This window comes from Streptomyces sp. NPDC043861 (assembly GCF_056435905.1).
Window position 1 is genome coordinate 77911 of sequence record NZ_JBWKDP010000008.1, and the last position, 20680, is coordinate 98590.

A 20680-nucleotide genomic window follows, 5' to 3' on the forward strand; every position below is an offset into this window, starting at 1 on the left:
GGTGCCGCGCGTACGAGTCCCTGGCACCGTGGACAGTCGCAGGGAAAAGTCGTACAAGGAGCGCTGAAGAGCGGCAACCCGCACGTGACGCCACCGTCACGGCAAAACGGACTATCCACCTTCTTCTGGATGTCCCGGACGGATGTGCCCTTCGCGGACCCTCACGTCTGACTGCTCGGAAGATGTGCCAGAGTTGCCACGTCCGGGCTGTGAGCACGTACGGTACGGCAACACAGACGGACAGCCGGGGACACCGGGAAGGGGCAGCTGGGTTGACCACGCACGCACCGCAGGCGGCGCAGTCCGTGACGCTGCCGACCTCGCTCGACGAGGCCGTGGCGGCGCTCACCGCCATGCCCGCCGCCGTGCCGGTCGCGGGCGGCACGGACCTGATGGCGGCCGTCAACAAGGGCCGGCTGCGGCCCGCCGGCCTCGTCGGCCTCGGCCGCATCAACGAGATCCGCGGCTGGCAGTACCAGGACGGCCACGCGCTGCTCGGTGCCGGCCTCACCCACGCCCGGATGGGCCGGCCCGACTTCGCCGCGCTCATCCCCGCACTCGCCGCGTCCGCCCGAGCCGCCGGGCCGCCGCAGATCCGCAATGCGGGCACGCTCGGCGGCAACATCGCCAGCGCCGCACCCACGGGCGACGCCCTTCCCGTGCTCGCCGCCCTGGAGGCGGACCTGGTCATCGCGGGTCCGGGCGGTGCCGGCCGCGAGATCCCGGTCTCCCATCTGCTGGCCGGCCGGGAGATGCTGGGACCGGCCGAGCTGATCGCCTTCGTACGCGTGCCGCTGCTGCACGCCCCGCAGGTGTTCCTCAAGGCAACCGGCCGTACCGGCCCCGGCCGTGCGTCGGCGTCCGTCGCCGTCGTCCTCGACCCGGCGCGGCGAGGAGTGCGCTGTGCGGTCGGCGCGATCGCGCCCATGCCGCTGCGCCCCCTCGAGGCCGAACGCTGGATCGCGTCGCTGATCGACTGGGACGGCGAGCGGGCGCTGGCGCCCGAGGCGCTGGCCGCCTTCGGGGAGTACGTCGCAGCGGCCTGCATTCCCGATCCGCAGGGCGACGAGCAGATGCCGCCCGCGATCCTGCATCTGCGGCGCACGGTCGCCGCGCTGGCCCGACGAGCACTGGGGAGGGCGCTGTCATGAGCACCGACGAGAACGACTCGCAGCAGCCGAACGAGCAGCCGCCGCAGCCGCAGAGGCAGGGGCAGCGCTACGAGGGCCGCTGGCAGCCCATCCCGCAGGGCGAGTACGACTCCGACATGACGGCGTTCGTCCAGCTGCCCCCGGACGGCGCGCTGGACGCACCGCTCGCGGCGCCGGGGCACGGCTATGTGCCGCCCCCGATCTCACCGCTGACCCCGACGGCGGACCCGGGGGCGACGGGTACGTGGAGCGTGCCCCAGGAACTCGCGGGCGGCGCCGAGGGCGGCGCAGCGGGCGGGGACGCACACTCCTGGCCCGAGCCCGCTCAGGAGCCGCGGGACGCCGCGGCGGCCCATGATCCGCACGCGACGCAGCAGTGGACCTTCGCGGAGGTCGCGGAGCCGGCGCCGGGGGCCGACGGGCCGACCGAGCTCACCGGCCAGTGGACGATCCCGGTGGCCCAGGGCGACCTTTCGGACGAGTCCGGCGAGTTCACCACATCGGTGCTGGCCTCCCAGTGGAGCGGTGGCGGCACACCTCCGGCCACGCTGCCCGGCGGCGCCACCGCACCGTGGGCGACGAATCCGGAGCCCGCCCCCGGTCCCGAGCCGGCCGAGGAGCCGGCCGCCGGGCCCGCACCGGAGGCGGCGGCCACGGCCTACCCTGCGACGCTGCCCGGCGGTGCTCCCGCGCCCTGGGCGACGATGCCGGAGGACCCGGCAGGGACGGCCGACGGGCAGACTCACGGAACGGGCCCCGAGGCTGCGACCGCCGAGTCGGCACCCGCACCCGAGCAGGACGCTGCGGCGACGGCCCGGGAAGCCGGCCCGCACGCGGAGACCGCGGCGGGCGAGGCCGAGGCGGACGTGCCGGCGACGAGTGCAGGAGCCGAAGCCCCGGCCCCCGTCTCCGACTCCCTCCTCAGCGACGAGCACCCCCACACCTCCTACGTCCTTCGCGTGAACGGCGCCGACCGTCCCGTCACGGACGCCTGGGTCGGCGAGTCGCTGCTCTACGTGCTCCGCGAGCGCCTCGGCCTCGCCGGCGCCAAGGACGGCTGCTCGCAGGGCGAGTGCGGCGCGTGCAACGTGCAGGTGGACGGCCGGCTCGTCGCTTCCTGCCTCGTTCCGGCGGCCACGGCGGCCGGCTCCGAGGTGCGTACCGTCGAGGGCCTGGCCGTGGACGGGGAACCGTCCGATGTCCAGCGCGCCCTGGCCAAGTGCGGTGCCGTCCAGTGCGGCTACTGCATCCCCGGCATGGCCATGACCGTCCACGACCTGCTGGAGGGCAACCACGCCCCCACCGAGCTGGAGGCGCGACAGGCGCTCTGCGGCAACCTCTGCCGCTGCTCCGGCTACCGCGGCGTCCTCGACGCCGTGCGCGAGGTCGTCGCCGAGCGCGAGGCGAGCGTCGCGGCCGCTGCCGAGCCCGCCGCCGACGAAGCGGCTCGCATCCCGCACCAGGCGCCCCCCGGGGCGGGTAGTGTGCAGCCCCACCCGCATGACGGAGGCATGGCGTGAGCAACGACGCGGCCACTGCGCCCCCCGCGGCCACCGCGACGCCCCAGGCGGTCGACGGCCCCCAGCAGGAACCGCCCGCGCACGGCCTCGGCGCATCCCTCCCGCAGGCCGACGCCCGCGCCAAGACCGAAGGCACGTTCCCGTACGCCTCCGACCTGTGGGCAGAGGGCCTGCTGTGGGCCGCGATCCTGCGCTCCCCGCACCCCCACGCCCGCATCACGGCCATCGACACCACCGCCGCGGCCGACATGCCGGGCGTGCGGGCCGTCATCACCCACGCCGACGTACCCGGAGACGCGGCGTACGGCCGCCGGGTCGCGGACCGCCCGGTCTTCGCGTCCGAGACCGTCCGCCACCACGGTGAGGCGATCGCGGCGGTCGCCGCGGACCATCCCGACACCGCGCGTCTCGCGGCGGCCGCGATCATGGTCGACTACGAGATCCTCGAGCCGGTCACCGACCCGGAGAAGGCCTTTGCCGCGGACCCGCTGCACCCCGACGGCAATCTGATCCGCCACATCCCGCTCAGCTACGGCGACCCGGAGGCGACCGGGGCGACCGTCGTCGAGGGCCTGTACCGGATCGGCCGCCAGGACCCGGCCCCCGTCGGGGCCGAGGCGGGTCTCGCCGTGCCGCGTCCCGACGGCGGTGTCGAGATCTACACGGCGTCCACCGACCCCCACACCGACCGGGATCTGGCCGCCGCCTGCTTCGGTCTGCCGCCGGAGCAGGTGAAGCTGGTCGTCACCGGCGTGCCCGGCGCGACGGGCGACCGCGAGGACCCGGGCTTCCAGATCCCGCTCGGCCTGCTGGCGCTGAAGACCGGCTGCCCGGTGAAGCTGACGGCCACCCGCGAGGAGTCCTTCCTCGGCCACGCCCACCGCCACCCCACCCTGCTCCGGTACCGCCACCACGCGGACGCCGACGGCCGCCTGGTGAAGGTGGAGGCCCAGATCCTGCTGGATGCCGGCGCGTACTCCGATGCCTCGTCCGAGTCACTGGCCGCCGCTGTCGCCTTCGCCTGCGGTCCGTACGTCGTCCCGCACGCCTTCATCGAGGGCTGGGCCGTACGCACCAACAACCCGCCGTCCGGCCATGTGCGCGGCGAGGGCGCCATGCAGGTGTGCGCCGCGTACGAGGCCCAGATGGACAAACTGGCCGCGAAGCTGGGCCTGGACGCCACCGAGATCCGTCTCCGCAACGTCCTCGCGACGGGCGACATCCTCCCCACCGGCCAGAGCGTCACCTGCCCCGCCCCGGTCGCTGAACTGCTCCACGCCGTCCGCGACTTCCCGCTCCCCGCACTGCCCAAGGACTCCCCGGAGGACGCCTGGCTCCTGCCCGGCGGACCCGAGGGCGCGGGCGAACCCGGCGCAGTGAGACGTGGCGTGGGCTACGCCCTCGGCATGGTCCACATGCTCGGCGCGGAGGGCACCGACGAGGTCTCGACGGCAACGGTCAAGGTCCAGGACGGCGTTGCCACGGTCATCTGCGCGGCCGTGGAGACCGGTCAGGGCTTCTCCACACTCGCCCGCCAGATCGTCCAGGAGACCCTGGGCATCGACGAGGTCCATGTCGCTCCCGTCGACACCGACCAGCCCCCGGCGGGAGCGGCCACCCACGGTCGTCACACCTGGGTATCGGGCGGCGCGGTCGAGCGCGCGGCCAAGATGGTCCGCACCCAGCTCCTCCAGCCCCTGGCCCACAAGTTCGGCATGTCCACCGAGCTGCTGCAGATCACCGACGGCAAGATCACTTCTTACGACGGCGTTCTGTCCACGACGGTCACCGAGGCCATGGACGGCAAGGAACTCTGGGCCACCGCCCAGTGCCGTCCCCACCCCACCGAGCCCCTCGACGACCGTGGTCAGGGCGACGCCTTCGTCGGACTCGCCTTCTGCGCGATCCGCGCGGTCGTGGACGTCGACATCGAACTCGGCTCCGTCCGCGTCGTCGAACTCGCTGTCGCCCAGGACGTCGGCCGCGTCCTCAACCCCACCCAGCTCAGGGCCCGGATCGAGGCCGGTGTCACCCAGGGCCTCGGCGCGGCCCTCACCGAGAACCTCCGCACCGCCCGGGGCCTGATCCGCCACCCGGATCTCACCGGGTACGCCCTTCCGACATCCCTCGACGCTCCGGACATTCGTATCGTCAAACTCGTCGAGGAACGCGACGTGGTGGCCCCCTTCGGTGCCAAGGCGGCCAGTGCGGTCCCGGTGGTCACCTCGCCGGCAGCCATCGCGTCCGCGGTCCGCGCCGCAACGGGCCGCCCGGTCAACCGACTTCCGATCCGACCGCAAGCGGCCGTCGCGCTGCCCAACACCTAGATGATTGATTCCAAGGGGTCGGTGAGCTAGCGGAGGGTCTCTTGCCCTCTGTACTGGAGCCAGTTGCTTCGGGGAGAAGCTCCAGGCTTCCGATGGGGTTCATGACCGCCCGTAGTCGGGACTCGGCGTGGCTCCGAAGAGGCCGTCACCACTTTCGGTGCACGGTTGCTTTGCTACCGGTCACCAAGCTTGCCGGCGGAACGTCATCGGCCACGACCGCGCCGGCGGCAACCACGGCGTCACGGCCGATGCTGACGCCGGGCAGGATCGTGGCACCGGCACCGATCCACACATTCTCCGCCACGTCGATGGGTGCGCCGGTCAGGTACAGCCGCCGCTCCTCGGGATCAACCGGGTGGCCGCTGGTAATGAACGTGACCTTTGGTCCGATCATCACGCGCTCGCCGAGACGGATGCCGGCATAGTCCAGGAACGTGCAGTTCTGGTTGATGAAGACGCGTTCGGCGAGGTCGAGGTTCAGGCCATGGTCCGTGAAGAACGGCGGATAGATCGTGACTTTCGGCGCCAGTGGCTTGCCGAGTATCTGTTCGAACAGTTCCGCCTTGCCCGCTTCGTCTTCGAAAGGCAGGGCGTTCAGGCGGGAGGTGAGCTCGGTGACACGCAGGACCCTCTCGGCCATGGCCTGGAACTCGGCGCTATGGATGCGCATGAAACGGTCGCTGGACATGCCACGATCCTTTCTGTGTACCAGTGACTGGACAAGACTCACCGGATGATCAAAGCCAAGGGGTGGCATAGGAGGCGAAAATGAGGGGTCCCCCTGGCGGGCCTGGGGGACCCCATGCATCCGACGCCGCGGGCCGAGCCTCAAAGAGCGCCCGGACACGACCTCGGCCCTGGCCGCTTCCGTGCTCGGGCGGCCGGGTGGCGTGCTGTCAGAACGACACCGAGGCGGTGACTTCGCGTAGAGCGGTGTCCCGGTCCCGGCAGCCTGAGGGTCACCGGACACGGCCGCCCGTCCGCCGCTCGCACAGTCGCCGGCCAGCCGGCCGGCACCGCTGAGGTGACCGCTGTCCCGGTCCCGGCCGGGGGCCCGGAAACGGCCGCCCCTGATGCGGGGCGGCCGTCGCGCGGCCCTGGAGGCCGTGGCCGGAATTGAACCGGCGTACATCGCTTTGCAGGCGATTCCCTGAGCCACTCGGGCACACGGCCGTGTGCGTCGTATCCGTCGTACGCATCGACCGTAGGAGGCCGGTGCGGAGCCGCTCAAGGGCGGCGCCGCTGCTGCAACGCGACCGCCATACGCCGTTCACGGGCGTTCACGGGCGTTCATGGGAGTCCATGTGTCCGTGGCGGGCTCACCCGGGGACCATGGGCGTAGGGCCGAGGACCGAGCCCGGACCCGTCCTACGACAGGGGTGATCGATAAATATGCCCCTTACCCTGAGACCATGGCACCACTTGGATCACGCCGCACCGACGGCAGCCGCGACCTCGAAGCCGATGATGCGCCCGGCGGCGTACTCGGGCGCGAGCACCGCGCCCTCAGCATCGGCATCGTCTCCGTCGTCCTGCTGATCGCGTTCGAGGCGACCGCCGTCGGTACGGCGATGCCGGTGGCCGCGCGTGAACTGCGTGGTGTGGAGCTGTACGCCTTCGCGTTCTCCGCGTACTTCACGACCAGCCTCTTCGGGATGGTCGTGTCGGGACAGTGGGCCGACCGGCGGGGACCGCTGGGGGCGCTGACCGCCGGGATCGCCGCCTTCGCGGCCGGGCTGGTGCTGGCGGGGACGGCCGGGGCGATGTGGCTGTTCATCATGGGCCGGGCCGTGCAGGGGCTCGGCGGCGGGCTGGTGATCGTCGCGCTCTACGTCGTCGTCGGCCGCGCGTACCCGGAGCGGCTGCGGCCGCCCATCATGGCTGCCTTCGCCGCCAGCTGGGTGGTTCCGTCCGTGATCGGGCCCCTCGCGTCCGGGACGGTCACCGAGCAACTGGGCTGGCGGTGGGTGTTCGTCGGCATCCCGGTCCTGGTCGTGGTGCCGCTGGCCCTCGCGCTGCCCGCGATCCGGCGCATGGCCTCGGGGCCGGTCGACCCGGCCGCGCCCGTTCCTGCGTTCGACGCGCGGCGTATCCGGCTCGCACTGGCGATATCCCTGGGTGCAGGACTGCTGCAGTACGCGGGCCAGGACCTGCGATGGCTGTCGCTGGTCCCGGCCGTCGCAGGAGCCACGCTGCTCGTGCCCGCCGTACGCGGACTGCTGCCGCACGGCACGTACCGGGCCGCGCGCGGGCTGCCGTCGGTCGTGCTGCTGCGGGGCGTGGCAGCGGGCTCGTTCATCGCCGCGGAGTCGTTCGTACCGCTCATGCTCGTCACCCAGCGCGGTCTGTCAGCGACGCTCGCCGGGCTCTCGCTCGCGGTGGGCGGGGCGACCTGGGCGCTGGGTTCGTACGTACAGTCCCGGCCGCGTCTGGAGCCCTACCGGGAGCGGTTGACGGTCGTCGGCATGGTGCTGGTGTCCGCTGCGATCGCCACCGCGCCGAGCGTGCTGATCGGGTCCGTGCCCGTGTGGCTCGTGGGTGTGGCGTGGGCCTGGGGCTGCTTCGGGATGGGGCTGGTGATCAGCTCGACGAGCGTGCTGCTGCTGAAGCTGTCGGCCCCCGCGGAAGCGGGCACCAACTCCGCCGCCCTGCAGATCTCCGACGGCCTGTCCAATGTGCTGCTGCTGGCTGTGGGCGGCGCGGCGTTCGCGGCACTGGGCGGGGGCGCGGTCGGCGCGACGCACACGGCGTCGAGCGGCTCGCATCCGGTCGCCTTCGCCGCCGTGTTCCTGCCGATGGCCGTGGTGGCGCTGGTGGGTGCATGGGTGGCGACGCGACTCAAGGACGCCCAGGTCCCGGACGCGGCTCCGGCCGTGGTGGCCGGGTCCCACTGAGGCGCCCCCTGCACGCACGGGGTCGCGTCGGGAAGCACCGGGGACAGCACGGGGATCTCGCACCGGCTGCGGGACCTCGACGTGTTCCGAGCGGGATGCGCGGTGGGAGGGGGGGTGCGGTGGAGTGAGGTGGTCGTGACGGGCCCGCGAGGGCGGTGGGGGAGTGCTGTGACGCTCGCCGCACCCGCGGGCGCCACGGCCTCGTTCGGCCGGGACCGGGGCCGGGCCGCCGGTAGGGTGGCCCGGTTGTCGTACGACTGCCAGCACCGCCGAGAGACACAGCCGAGCGCCCCGAACCGGAGACCGTGACTACCACCGCCTCGCACTCCCACCACCTCTCACCCGCCTTTCCCGGCCGCGCCCCCTGGGGCACGGCCGGAAAACTGCGTGCCTGGCAGCAGGGCGCGATGGAGAAGTACATCCAGGAACAGCCGCGCGACTTCCTCGCGGTGGCGACCCCTGGCGCCGGCAAGACGACCTTCGCGCTCACCCTCGCGTCCTGGCTGCTGCACCACCATGTGGTGCAGCAGGTCACCGTCGTCGCGCCGACCGAGCATCTGAAGAAGCAGTGGGCGGCCGCGGCCGCGCGGATAGGTATCAAGCTGGACCCCGAGTACAGCGCGGGCCCGCTCAGCAAGGAGTACCACGGCGTCGCCGTCACCTATGCCGGTGTCGGCGTACGCCCGATGCTGCACCGCAACCGCTGTGAGCAGCGCAAGACCCTCGTCATCCTCGACGAGATCCACCACGCAGGTGACTCCAAGTCGTGGGGCGAGGCGTGCCTGGAGGCGTTCGAGCCTGCGACGCGGCGACTCGCGCTCACGGGTACGCCCTTCCGGTCCGACACGAACCCCATCCCGTTCGTCACCTACGAGGAGGGGAACGACGGCATCCGGCGGTCGGCCGCCGACTACACGTACGGGTACGGCAACGCGCTCGGCGACGGTGTCGTCCGGCCCGTCATCTTCCTGTCCTACAGCGGCAACATGCGCTGGCGCACCAAGGCGGGCGACGAGATCGCGGCCCGCCTCGGCGAACCGATGACCAAGGACGCCGTCTCACAGGCGTGGCGTACGGCCCTCGATCCGCGCGGTGAGTGGATGCCCAACGTGCTGCGCGCCGCCGACCAGCGGCTGACGGAGGTCAGGAAGGGCATCCCGGACGCCGGCGGTCTCGTCATCGCGTCCGACCAGGACTCGGCGCGCGCGTACGCCAAGCTCATCCGTGAGATCACCGGCACCAGGGCGACCGTCGTGCTCTCGGACGATGCGGGCGCTTCGAAGCGGATCGACGAGTTCAGCGACGGCGACGACCGGTGGATGGTCGCCGTCCGAATGGTGTCCGAAGGCGTCGACGTGCCCCGTCTGGCGGTCGGCGTCTATGCGACGACGATCTCGACACCGCTGTTCTTCGCGCAGGCCGTCGGCCGTTTCGTACGGTCCAGGAGGCGCGGCGAGACCGCGTCCGTCTTCCTGCCCACCATCCCGATGCTGCTCGGCTTCGCCAACGAGATGGAGGTCGAGCGCGACCATGTGCTCGACCGGCCGAAGAAGGAGGGGGAGGAGGACCCCTACGCCGAGTCCGAGAAGGAGATGGACGAGGCGAACAAACAGCAGGACGAGGACACCGGCGAACAGGACATGCTGCCCTTCGAGGCACTGGAGTCCGACGCGGTCTTCGACCGGGTGATGTACAACGGCGCCGAGTTCGGCATGCAGGCCCACCCTGGGAGCGAGGAGGAGCAGGACTATCTCGGCATCCCCGGACTGCTCGAGCCGGACCAGGTGCAGCTGCTGCTGCAGAAGCGGCAGGCACGGCAGATCGCGCACAGCAGGAAGAAGCCGGACACGGAGGCGGATCTGCTCGAGCTGCCGGCCGAGCGGCGGCCCGTCGTCTCCCACAAGGAGCTGCTGGAACTGCGGAAGCAGCTGAACACCATGGTGGGCGCGTACGTCCACCAGAGCGGCAAGCCGCACGGCGTCATCCACACCGAGCTGCGGCGGGTGTGCGGCGGACCGCCGAGCGCGGAGGCGACGGCGGGGCAGCTCCGTGAGCGGATCAAGAAGGTCCAGGAATGGGCGACGCGGATGCGGTGACGCCCTCGTGGTGTTGCCCCTGCGGGCGCTCGGGCGTGGTGTTGCCCTCGCGGCGCCCGCCGCTGGTGCCGGCCCGGCGGCTCCGGCTTCCGTGGCGCCGACCACGTCATGGAGCCGAGCGACAGGACCGGGGCTTTTGTCCGACGCCGAAAGCTCCCTGGGGACGTGGCCCGTGGACACCGTGGACCTCGTCGAACGCCGGCCCGAGTCGTCCAGAGTTGTGACCCCCCTGGGGGTGTAAAAGCGGCCTCAGCGCCCGGATTCTGGACGAGGTCTTCCGCTGAGCGGAGACGATCGCTACATTCCCCGCATTGACAACGCCCCGTGGCAGCGCCGCCGCGGAGCGCAGCCGGTGTGCCTTGACCTGCCGGCGGCCTCTGGGTGTGTGCGGTCGCTCCGTGGGACGGTGCCGCAGCACAGCCCGCGAGATGTCGCCGACACTCACTCCGAAGGAGAGGGCGTCGTGACCGCGGAAACTTCCCAGACGCTCGACCGAGGGCTTCGTGTCCTCAAGCTGCTCGCCGACACCGATCACGGTCTGACGGTCACCGAACTGTCCAACCGGCTCGGTGTGAACAGGACCGTGGTCTACCGGCTGCTCGCCACTCTGGAGCAGCACGCCCTCGTCCGCCGCGACCTGGGCGGCCGCGCCCGGGTGGGGCTCGGTGTGCTGCGGCTCGGCCGGCAGGTGCACCCGCTGGTACGGGAGGCGGCGCTGCCCGCGCTGCGCTCACTCGCCGAGGACATCGGAGCCACGGCCCATCTGACCCTGGTCGACGGGGCTGAGGCGCTCGCCGTCGCGGTCGTGGAGCCGACCTGGACCGACTACCACGTCGCCTACCGGGCCGGTTTCCGGCACCCGCTGGACCGTGGCGCCGCGGGCAAGGCCATCCTCGCGGCCCGCCAGGCCGGCCTCACCGAACCGTCGTACACCCTCACCCACGGTGAACTCGAGGCGGGCGCGAGCGGCGCCGCCGCGGCGCTGATCGGCGTGACGGGCATAGAGGGCAGTGTCGGCGTGGTCATGCTCGCGGACTCCGTCCCTGAGCGGGTGGGCCCGCGCGTGGTGGACGCGGCCCGTGAGGTGGCTGACGCGCTGCGGTGACGCACGCCGCGGGAGCCTGCCCACGGCCATCCACCGTTCGGCGCCCCCTGCCACCGTCCCCATGCGCCGACCGGCGCCGGGGCGCACGGACTCGACCGCTAGATTGACACCGTGTTCCTCTCCCGCCTCTCGCGCCCGCGAGCTCTCGTCGTTAGCGCCGTCCCCGTCGTCGCGCTGCTCGCGGTCGCCGGGCTTGCGCCGTTGCCGTTCGCGCTGGCGCAGCCCGGACAGACCACCAATGTGCTGGGCGCCGATCAGGGGAAGCCGGTGATCACGATCTCCGGGGCTCCCACGCGGAAGACGCAGGGGGAGCTGCGCATGACGACGATCATGGCGACCGGGCCGTCGGTGGACGTGGACCTCGGTGATGTGGTGGATGCCTGGTTCCGTACGGACCGTGCGGTGCTGCCCCACGACGCGGTCTACCCGTCCGGGAAGTCCGACGCGGAGATCGAGAAGCACAACGTCGCCGAGATGGAGAAGTCCCAGGACAGCGCGGTGGAAGCCGCTCTGGGCTATCTCGACGAGGACCCGGGGACCGTCAAGGTCACCCTGAATCTCGCGGACGTCGGCGGCCCCAGTGCCGGGCTGCTCTTCTCGCTCGGCATCATCGACAAGCTCGACGGGAACGGCGCCGGCGGCGACCTCACCGGTGGCCGCAACATCGCCGGTACGGGAACGATCGATGCCGAGGGCCAGATCGGTGCGGTCGGCGGCGTGTCCCTCAAGACCCAGGCCGCGGCCCGGGACGGGGCGACCGTCTTCCTCGTGCCCAAGGCCGAGTGTGTGGATGCCAAGGCCGAACTCCCCGGTGGCATGCGGCTGATCCCCGTGACGACGCTGAAGGAAACCGTGGACGCGCTCCGTGCGCTGGACCGGGACGAGAGCAAGGTTCCCACCTGCTGAGTGCGTTGACTCCGCCGACGCACTGAGGACGTGCCGTGGCGGCGGAAGCCGTCGGGACAGCGGTCGCCCTCGGTGGGCCCGTGCCTGCTCAGGCCGCGGCGGTGCGCGGAGGACGCACGGCGACCAGACGCAGGCCGACCGCGACCGGTGTTCCGGTCACAGCCCTTGGCGGCCGGCGTCCGCCGACGCCTGCTCGACCAGCGGGATGATCCGCAGCGGTACCGGGTTCTCCATCACGATGGCCGTCGACGCCCGGACGATCCCCTCGAAGCCGACCACCCGGTCGATCACCCGCTGGAGGTCCGCGTTGGAGCGGGCGACGAGTCGGCACAGCATGTCGCCGTGGCCCGTGGTCGTGTGCAGTTCCAGCACCTCGGGGACCGTGGCCAGATGGGCCCGGACGTCGGCGCCCTGGCCCTGCTTGATCTCCAGCGTCGCGAAGGCGGTGACCGGATAGCCGATGGCCGCCGGGTCGACGTCGGGACCGAAGCCCCGGATGACCCCGGTCGACTGGAGCCGGTCCAGCCGGGCCTGGACCGTGCCGCGCGCGACTCCGAGACGGCGGGATGCCTCCAGTACGCCGATCCGCGGTTCGCGTGCGAGGAGGAGGATGAGCCTGCCGTCCAGATGATCGATCGCCATGAATGGCCTCCTGATGGTCATCCTGTACAGATCGCCCGAACATTTCGGGCAGCTACTGGGCAGGTTGCCCAGTAGATACACAAACTATTGCGCAGCTTGTGGATCGGGGGGAGTCTGCCGCCATGACTGAGAGCCAGGAGCAGACCCCCCGCACCGCCCGGCAGGCCGACCCCTTCCCGGTGAAGGGAATGGACGCGGTCGTCTTCGCCGTCGGCAATGCCAAGCAGGCCGCGCACTACTACTCGACGGCCTTCGGCATGAAGCTCGTCGCGTACGCGGGACCGGAGACCGGAAGCCGTGAGACCGCGTCGTACGTCCTCACCAACGGCGCCGCGCGCTTCGTCCTCACCTCCGTCATCAAGCCGTCCAGCGACTGGGGCCACTTCCTCGCCGGCCATGTCGCCGAGCACGGCGACGGCGTCATCGACCTCGCCATCGAGGTGCCGGACGCCCGCGCGGCGTACGCCTACGCCGTCGAGCACGGCGCTCGCGGCATCGAGGAGCCGTACGACGTCAAGGACGAGCACGGGACCGTGGTGCTCGCCGCCATCGCCACATACGGCAACACCCGCCACACCCTGGTCGACCGGTCCGGCTACGACGGTCCCTACCTGCCCGGCTTCACCGCCGTCGACCCGATGGTCGAGCCCCCGGCGAGGCGCACCTTCCAGGCGATCGACCACTGCGTGGGCAATGTCGAACTCGGCAGGATGAACGAGTGGGTGGCCTTCTACAACAAGGTCATGGGCTTCACGAACATGAAGGAGTTCGTGGGCGACGACATCGCGACGGAGTACTCGGCGCTGATGTCGAAGGTGGTCGCCGACGGCACGCTCAAGGTGAAGTTCCCGATCAACGAGCCCGCGATCGCGAAGAAGAAGTCGCAGATCGACGAGTACCTGGAGTTCTACGGCGGTGCGGGTGTGCAGCACATCGCGCTCGCGACGAACGACATCGTGGAGACGGTCCGCACGATGCGCGCGGCCGGGGTCCAGTTCCTGGACACGCCGGACTCGTACTACGACACGCTCGGCGAGTGGGTCGGCGACACCCGCGTCCCGGTCGACACCCTGCGTGAGCTGAAGATCCTCGCCGACCGTGACGAGGACGGCTATCTGCTCCAGATCTTCACCAAGCCGGTCCAGGACCGTCCGACCGTCTTCTTCGAACTCATCGAGCGTCATGGCTCGATGGGCTTCGGCAAGGGCAACTTCAAGGCCCTGTTCGAGGCGATCGAGCGCGAGCAGGCCAAGCGCGGCAACCTTTAGGGTCTTTCGTTTAGGGTCTTTCGTTTGGATCTTGCCGGGCTCGCGTGCCCCGGTGCGTACGCTCGCCGCGTTGTCGTCGGTCGCCCACGCTCCGCGTGGGCTCCTTCCTCCGCCTTGCGATCGCACGCACCGGAACCCGCTCACTGATCCAGCCTGATCCAAACGAAAGACCCTGGCGGCAGCGGGCAGCCGGCCGGGAGACGGGAGACCTCTCCGGCCGGCGCCGGCTCACCCGGCCGAAGGGCTCCGCTCCGGCATCCGGAGCCCGTCGACCGCGCCGTGTTCCCCGCGGTTCCGGCCGGAGGATCCGGGCTCTTCGCGGTTCTGGCCGGCGGGCGCAGAGTCCTCGCGGTTCCGGCCGGAGGATCCGGACTGCTCGTGGTTCTGGCCGGTGGGCGCCGGCTCCTGGTGGTTCCGGTCGGTGGATCCCGGTTCCCCGCCGTTCCCGTCGGCCTGCCGTGCCCCGTCCCCGCTCTCCCCGGTCCCGGTCTGCCTCGACCTCTCGTCGGCCCGCGACGACGGCGAGGGCGTCGCCCCCTCGCGCTCCTGTTCCTGATCCTGCTCGTCGGGCTCGTCCCGTTCGATCCTCCGCGGCCGCCCGGTGACGTCCTCGGGCGGGCTGCCCACCGGGGCCTCGCCCAGCTCGGCCACGGTCTTCTCCGCACGGTTCGCCAGCAGGGGCGAGAAGTGCGGGTTGATGCGGAGCGCCTCGGCCAGATGTCTGCGGGCAGCGCCGCCGAGGCCGAGTGCACGCTCCATCGCGCCGCGGTGGTACGAGAACAGCGCGTTCCGCACGCCCACCGTCGCCACCCGCTTCGCGTACGTCAGCCCCTCGTCCGACCGCCCTGCCCGGTGCAGCGCCCACCCCAGCGCATCCGCGATGTACACATTCCGCCGGCCTCGCTCCCACTCCTGAGTCAGCCTGCGCACCGCCGACGGCGCGTCACCGTGGTCCGCCTCGTACCGCGCGAGCACCAGTTCCTCGCTGACCCCGTACTTCCGTGCCTCGGCCACCCGGGTGCGCACCAGCGCGTACTGCGTGTGCGCGTCCCCGTCCAGCCCCAGCGATTCGTACAGCTCACCGGCCTCCAGCGCGTACTCCGGCAGCGGCAGCACCTCCAGGGCCGCCTCGTAGTCCCGCATCGCCTCGTCCGTACGCCCCAGGGCCGCCAGTGCGCGCGCCCTGCCCGCGAGCGACGGATGGTGCCCGGGATCGACCCGCAGCGCCGCGTCGTAGTGCCCGACGGCATCGCCCGGCTCGCCCTGCTCCCACGCCAGTTCACCCAGACGGTGCAGGGCCACAGCCTTCTCCGCCTTGCTGCCCACCCGCGTCAGCGCCTCGTACGCCTTCCCCGCCGAGTCCTCACGCAATCCGTGATCGCGGTAGACCTGTGCCGCGCGGCCCAGCGTGGGAGCGGTGCCCGGCCGCAGCTTCTCCAGCATCTTCTGCGCCTGCTCCGCCGCCTTGTAGTCGCCGAGACCGTTGTACGCGTCCATCAGCACCGGATACGCGGCCCAGTGCTTCGGTGTCCGCGCGCGGACGGCCTCCGCCCATCGCTTCGCCGACGCATGGTCCCGTCGTGCGTTCGCCAGCGCCGCCATCCCCAGTTGAGCCTCCGCGTTTCCCTTCGCAGCGGGCAGCGCGGCCAGCGAACGCTGCAGTGCCTCCTCCGCCTTCGGATAGTCCGACCATGCACCGACCAGCGCCGCCCGCTCCACGTACGCGGAACCGAGCAGAGCCCACGCCGCCGCGTCCGCAGGGCGTGAGCGCACCCACTTCTCCCGGTTCACGATCAGTGCCGACAGATCGTTCAGCGACGCGGGCGCCCCGGCACCCCTCGCGTGCAGCGCACGGGCCGCGGGTCCTGAAGCGGGAGGCGGAGCGCCGGTTCCCGGGCCGAAGACCAGGACCCCGGCGACCAGTCCCGCGGCGACCAGCGTGCCGATCGCGGCATTCCTGATGTTTGGCGCGTATCGCGTCTTCATGGCGATCACTGTGCGCCAGCATCCAGCCAATACGAAGAGCACACCCGGTGCAGCGAACCGGTTCGCAGACGGGTTCACACCGATGGCCCCCGGTGCAAGTCTGGGATCATGGACGATCTCCTCTCCAGGCTCGTTTCCGGGCTGCGCGCAGGACTCCCGGCCGATGCCCTGATCACCGACCCGGACATCACGGCCTCGTACGCCAATGACATGGCGAGCTTCTGCGACGCGGGAAACCCGGCCGTCGTGGTACTGCCCCGCACCGTCGAGCAGGTCCAGCACGTCATGCGCACCGCGACCGAGCTGCGTGTCCCGGTCGTGCCGCAGGGCGCCCGCACCGGGCTGTCGGGCGCCGCCAACGCCTCGGACGGCTGCATCGTGCTCTCACTCGTCAAGATGGACCGGATCCTGGAGATCAGCCCCGTCGACCGGATCGCCGTCGTCGAGCCCGGCGTCGTCAACGCCACGCTCAGCCGCGCCGTCGGCGAGCACGGCCTGTACTACCCGCCGGACCCGTCCAGCTGGGAGATGTGCACCATCGGCGGCAACATCGGCACGGCCTCGGGGGGCCTGTGCTGCGTCAAGTACGGAGTCACCGCCGAATACGTCCTCGGCCTCGACGTCGTGCTCGCCGACGGCCGCCTCCTCACCACCGGCCGCCGCACCGCCAAGGGCGTCGCCGGATACGACCTCACACGGCTCTTCGTCGGCTCCGAGGGCAGCCTGGGCATCGTCGTCAAGGCCGTCCTCGCACTCAAGCCGCAGCCGCCCGAGCAGCTCGTCCTGGCCGCGGAGTTCCCTTCCGCGGCGGCCGCCTGCGACGCCGTGTGCGCGATCATGGAGCGCGGCCACACACCCTCGCTCCTCGAGCTCATGGACCGGACGACCATCCATGCCGTCAACAGGATGGCGCAGATGGGTCTCCCCGACTCCACCGAGGCGTTGCTGCTCGCCGCCTTCGACACCCCCGACCCGGCCGCGGACCTGGCGGCGGTCGGCGAGCTGTGCACGGCGGCCGGAGCCACACAGGTCGTTCCCGCCGAGGACGCCGCCGAGTCCGAGTTGCTGCTCCAGGCCCGTCGGCTCTCGCTCACCGCACTGGAGACCGTCAAGTCCGCCACGATGATCGACGACGTCTGCGTTCCGCGCTCGAAACTCGCCGCGATGCTCGACGGAACGGCGGCCGTGGCGGAGAAGTACGACCTCACGATCGGCGTCTGCGCCCACGCCGGTGACGGCAACACCCACCCCGTCGTGTGCTTCGACCACACCGACCCCGACGAGTCCCGGCGGGCGCGTGAGTCGTTCGACGAGATCATGGCGCTCGGGCTGGCGCTCGGCGGCACGATCACCGGCGAACACGGTGTGGGCGTGCTGAAGAAGGAATGGCTTGCGCGTGAACTCGGCCCGGTGGGCGTCGAGTTGCAGCGCGGCATCAAGCAGACCTTCGATCCGCTGGGCATTCTCAATCCGGGCAAGATCTTCTGAGTTCCGGAGTGATTTCGGTCCGACGGCAGTGACCCGACGGGGCACGGCGCGGGAGCGGGGCAACGGAGGCAGGGGCCCGGGTCCTTCGGACCGAGGCTCCACGGGACTACGGTCCCGGTCCCCATGGCCGATGGCCCCGGGTACGGCCCGCGTCCTAGCGTGGAAGTACCGACGACGAAGGAGGAGCCGTGCCCGCACGCCTTGACCACACCATCGTCCACAGCCGTGACCGCTTCGCCGCGGCCCGCTTCCTCACCGAACTGATCGACGCGCCCGAACCCAAGCCCTTCGGCCCCTTCGCGAGCGTCCCGCTCGCCAACGGGGTCACACTCGACTATCTCGACGAGCGGGCGGACGCCGACATCGTCTCCCAGCACCTGGCGTTCCTCGTCTCCGACGAGGAGTTCGACGCGATCTTCGGCCGGATCAAGGAGCGGGAACTCCCCTACTGGGCCGATCCCGTGCATGCCGAGCCCCAGCGGATCAACAACCACTTCGGGGGCCGAGGGCTGTACATCGACGATCCGGACGGCCACTCCATAGAGTTCATCACCCACACCTACGTGTAGGTCGTGTCCGGGCGATCTTCTCGGGCCCGCGGCGACCAGCTGCGGTGCTCCACTCCACCGGCTACCGCCGGGTGGGGGCACCCCCGGCGGAGCCAGGGGGAGTACCCCCACGCTGCGTTGTCGGAGTCGCCCGAGTACGTCCGCGGTATGAGGGCGCTCCTTCCCGGCCTGCCGGCCGGGTGGGGGCACCCCGGCGGAGCCAGGGGGAGTGGTTCCACCGCCTTGCGATGCTTCCACCGGCCCCGGCCCCCGGCGGCCCGGGGAGACCCCGTGCATACGACGCCGCGGGCCGATCCTCGAGGACCGCCCGACAGGACCCGGCCCGCGCACACCTGCGGCCCAGGTCACGAGCGGCGCGGAGCATGTGTGACCCCCCCGGCCGGACGGGCGGCGGCACGTAGGACAAGAGCAACCCGTGCTTCCCGTCCGCCTCGCACCGGCCGCCCGGCCGCGGCCTATGCCTCACCGTCCTGCGGCTCGTCCGGTGGCCGTGGGGTCTCCCCGCCGAGGGCCGGCGACGGGTCCCGCAGATTCAGCTCCTCGGCGCGGCCGGGCGCAGGAGCCGACGCCAGCAGCTCGGCCAGTGCTTCGTCGATGCTGAACCGCTCCGACTCGGTCCCCGGCGCCACCACCCGCAGCGTCCGCTCCAGCCAGGCGGAGAGCTGCGAGGCCGAGGCCTCCAGCAGGGCGTCCCCGTCCGGCGAGCTCAGCGCGAGCAGGACGACGCTGCGCCCGTCGACCTTGGTCGGCCATATGCGGACGTCGCCGTTCCCGCACGGTCTGAAGATCCCCTCCACCAGCAGCTCGCGGGCGAAGGTCCAGCTCACGGGATGCTCGGAGCCGACGTGGAAAGTGATGTGCACCGCATACGGATCGGCCGTGCGATAGGCCAGCCGGGCGGGCACGGGGATGCTCCGCTCCGGCGACAGGACCATCATGAGCTCCAACTCGCGTTCCACCACGTCCATGAGAGTGCGACTTCCTTTCCTGGTACGAGACCCGGGGGCGGGCCACGCAGGGAGAGAGCGCCTTCCCCGCCGACTATTACGCGACTTGCGTCACCAACTTCTCAGTCACTTCGCTCACGGCTGCCGTGGTGAGGCACAGCGTTACCGGAAAGTGGGCCTTATCGAAGGACTGGCCCAGGGTCGCCGGGCGGTCTGATAGATGTGGACCCTGATTCGATGCCCTCGAGGCCTTCCAGGAGATACGGGACCACGGTGATGAGTGCCCCCACCCCGGCAACCGGCGACGGCAGCCCCGCAGCCGGCTTCTATCCAGATCCGTCCATCCCCGGATATGTCCGGTTCTGGAACGGCGCGGCGTGGGTGCCGGGTACGAGCCGGCCGGCCCCCCGCGACGGTGAGCACCTGTCCGCGCCGACATCGGCCGCCGCGCCCGCGGGTGCGTCCGTTCCCTCGGTGGAGGAGACCGGTCCCGTCTTCCTGGACGAGGAGCCGGAGCCGTCCGTGCGCAGCGGGTCCGAGCCCGCCTCCGCATGGCACGCGGACACCTCCCACCAGTCGGGCTTCGGCGGCGACCGCGACCACCGTGTCTCATGGGGCTCGGACCCACGCGCCGGTGCGGACGGCCTCGCGACGTCCGCGGAACGGCCGTCGGCCCCCGCCCCGGCCGAGGGCTGGAGCTCCGCCACCGGCCGGGACCCGCGTGCTGCCGGCGCTGCACCAGGTGCCGGTGGCGGTGTCCGGTTCGACCGCGCGGCCGGTGCCTCCGCGGACGGCGGCGACGGTTCCTCCCCGACGGACCCCACGGGCGGTGCGCTGCCCGGAGTGCGCAGCGTGGGTGATGCGAACCCGGCGCCCGACGGTGCTGCCGCCGCTCGTGCCCAGCGGCCGAGGGGCAGCACCGTGCCGGCCGAGGGGACGATGACGATCCGTCCGCCCGTCGCGCAGCAGTCCGCCGCGCAGCCGCAGCCCGATCGTCAGCGACAGGCACAGCAGCAGGCGCCGGCACAGGCGCCGGCACAGGCGCCGGCAGAGGCACCGCCCCAGGTGCCCGCGCAGCAGCAGGCGCCGGTGAGTGCCGGGGCCGGGGGCGGTGCCGCGTCCTGGGCGCAGCAGGTGCACCGGCTCGCCCAGGTCCAGGCCGAGGCCGAACAGCAGCCGGTCCTGCCGTGGAAGCCGCCGGTGAACGATCCGTTCCTGCAGGCCGCCCAGGCTCAGGCAGCGGCCCGTCCCGCCGCGTTCGGGAAGCGGTTCGTGGCGCGGCTGATCGACACCGTCGTACTCGGCGCGGTGGCCGGAGCCGCTGCCCTCCCGCTCATCTCCGCGGCGATGACGCACATCGACGAGAAGATCGAGGCGGCGAAGTTGTCCGGCGAGACGGTCACCGTCTGGCTGCTCGACGGGACGACGGGGACACAGCTCGGCCTCGCGCTGGTTGCGATGCTTCTGCTCGGCGTGCTGTACGAGGCACTCCCGACGGCCAAATGGGGACGTACGCTCGGCAAGAAGCTGATGGGGCTCGAGGTGCGGCACATCGAGTCGCACCAGCCGCCCGCCTTCACGGCGGCGCTGCTGCGCTGGCTGGTGCACGGGGTGCTGGGCGTACTGCTCATCGGTGTCGTCAATGTGCTGTGGTGTCTGTTCGACCGGCCCTGGCGGCAGTGCTGGCACGACAAGGCGGCGCACACGTTCGTCGCCGACTGACCCGGCTGACGCCCTGTCAGTCCTCTGGCCCCGATAGTCCCCCGAACGGCGCGTGAACC

The 20680-nt window shown here is 71.5% G+C and carries 15 protein-coding genes and 1 tRNA gene; 11 read left to right on the forward strand and 5 right to left on the reverse strand.

Features of this window, described 5'->3' with window-relative positions; all coding sequences use genetic code 11:
- Positions 1 to 272: 272 nt before the first annotated feature.
- From AC068D_RS19695 to AC068D_RS19705, 3 genes are read left to right on the forward strand one after another with little or no spacing between them, the layout of a single operon-like run.
- A complete protein-coding gene (locus AC068D_RS19695) occupies positions 273 to 1151 on the forward strand; it encodes an FAD binding domain-containing protein (RefSeq protein ID WP_478824287.1) in 879 nt (292 codons plus the stop codon).
- A complete protein-coding gene (locus AC068D_RS19700; protein WP_478824288.1) occupies positions 1148 to 2671 on the forward strand; it encodes a (2Fe-2S)-binding protein in 1524 nt (507 codons plus the stop codon). The genes AC068D_RS19695 and AC068D_RS19700 overlap by 4 nt, the downstream gene beginning before the upstream one ends.
- A complete protein-coding gene (locus tag AC068D_RS19705) occupies positions 2668 to 4998 on the forward strand; it encodes a xanthine dehydrogenase family protein molybdopterin-binding subunit (protein WP_478824289.1) in 2331 nt (776 codons plus the stop codon). The genes AC068D_RS19700 and AC068D_RS19705 overlap by 4 nt, the downstream gene beginning before the upstream one ends.
- A 145-nt stretch (positions 4999 to 5143) precedes the next feature.
- On the opposite strand, the gene AC068D_RS19710 is transcribed toward AC068D_RS19705, so the two are convergent.
- Both AC068D_RS19710 and AC068D_RS19715 read right to left on the reverse strand, forming a co-directional pair.
- Positions 5144 to 5686 (reverse strand): sugar O-acetyltransferase, encoded by a 543-nt coding sequence (locus AC068D_RS19710; protein WP_478824290.1) that lies wholly within the window; start codon positions 5684 to 5686, stop codon positions 5144 to 5146.
- 410 nt (positions 5687 to 6096) lie between these two features.
- Positions 6097 to 6171: transfer RNA gene (locus tag AC068D_RS19715), tRNA-Cys, on the reverse strand.
- 239 nt (positions 6172 to 6410) lie between these two features.
- Between AC068D_RS19715 and AC068D_RS19720 the strand changes: the two genes are divergently transcribed.
- The 4 genes from AC068D_RS19720 to AC068D_RS19735 all read left to right on the forward strand — a co-directional run bounded on the left by AC068D_RS19720 (position 6411) and on the right by AC068D_RS19735 (position 11999).
- On the forward strand, positions 6411 to 7892 hold the full coding sequence (locus AC068D_RS19720; protein WP_478824291.1) for an MFS transporter: 1482 nt from the start codon (positions 6411 to 6413) through the stop codon (positions 7890 to 7892).
- A 305-nt stretch (positions 7893 to 8197) separates the two neighbouring features.
- Positions 8198 to 9988 carry a DEAD/DEAH box helicase gene (locus AC068D_RS19725; protein WP_478824292.1) on the forward strand — a complete coding sequence of 597 codons (1791 nt, stop codon included), beginning with the start codon at positions 8198 to 8200 and terminating at the stop codon, positions 9986 to 9988.
- Positions 9989 to 10451: 463 nt separating this feature from the next.
- Positions 10452 to 11093 (forward strand): IclR family transcriptional regulator, encoded by a 642-nt coding sequence (locus AC068D_RS19730; RefSeq protein WP_478824293.1) that lies wholly within the window; start codon positions 10452 to 10454, stop codon positions 11091 to 11093.
- A 111-nt stretch (positions 11094 to 11204) separates the two neighbouring features.
- Positions 11205 to 11999, forward strand: a complete 795-nt coding sequence (locus AC068D_RS19735) for a S16 family serine protease (protein WP_478824294.1) — start codon at positions 11205 to 11207, stop codon at positions 11997 to 11999.
- Between the two features lie 156 nt (positions 12000 to 12155).
- Here the strand turns inward: AC068D_RS19735 and AC068D_RS19740 are convergent, their stop codons facing one another.
- Complete coding sequence (locus AC068D_RS19740; protein ID WP_478824295.1) at positions 12156 to 12641, reverse strand: Lrp/AsnC family transcriptional regulator; 486 nt, start codon at positions 12639 to 12641, stop codon at positions 12156 to 12158.
- 122 nt (positions 12642 to 12763) lie between these two features.
- Here AC068D_RS19740 and hppD point away from each other — a divergent pair, with 122 nt between their 5' ends.
- Positions 12764 to 13909, forward strand: a complete 1146-nt coding sequence (hppD, locus tag AC068D_RS19745; RefSeq protein ID WP_478824296.1) for a 4-hydroxyphenylpyruvate dioxygenase — start codon at positions 12764 to 12766, stop codon at positions 13907 to 13909.
- Between the two features lie 228 nt (positions 13910 to 14137).
- Here the strand turns inward: hppD and AC068D_RS19750 are convergent, their stop codons facing one another.
- Positions 14138 to 15895 (reverse strand): tetratricopeptide repeat protein, encoded by a 1758-nt coding sequence (locus AC068D_RS19750; protein WP_478824297.1) that lies wholly within the window; start codon positions 15893 to 15895, stop codon positions 14138 to 14140.
- Between the two features lie 108 nt (positions 15896 to 16003).
- On the opposite strand from AC068D_RS19750, the gene AC068D_RS19755 reads away from it, so the two are divergent.
- Positions 16004 to 17383 (forward strand): FAD-binding oxidoreductase, encoded by a 1380-nt coding sequence (locus tag AC068D_RS19755; RefSeq protein ID WP_478824298.1) that lies wholly within the window; start codon positions 16004 to 16006, stop codon positions 17381 to 17383.
- Between the two features lie 188 nt (positions 17384 to 17571).
- A complete protein-coding gene (locus AC068D_RS19760; RefSeq protein ID WP_478824299.1) occupies positions 17572 to 17952 on the forward strand; it encodes a VOC family protein in 381 nt (126 codons plus the stop codon).
- Positions 17953 to 18407: 455 nt separating this feature from the next.
- Here the strand turns inward: AC068D_RS19760 and AC068D_RS19765 are convergent, their stop codons facing one another.
- Positions 18408 to 18920: an SsgA family sporulation/cell division regulator gene (locus tag AC068D_RS19765; protein WP_478824300.1), complete on the reverse strand. Its 513-nt coding sequence runs from the start codon at positions 18918 to 18920 to the stop codon at positions 18408 to 18410.
- 255 nt (positions 18921 to 19175) lie between these two features.
- Here AC068D_RS19765 and AC068D_RS19770 point away from each other — a divergent pair, with 255 nt between their 5' ends.
- Positions 19176 to 20621 (forward strand): RDD family protein, encoded by a 1446-nt coding sequence (locus AC068D_RS19770; protein WP_478824301.1) that lies wholly within the window; start codon positions 19176 to 19178, stop codon positions 20619 to 20621.
- Positions 20622 to 20680 lie beyond the last annotated feature (59 nt).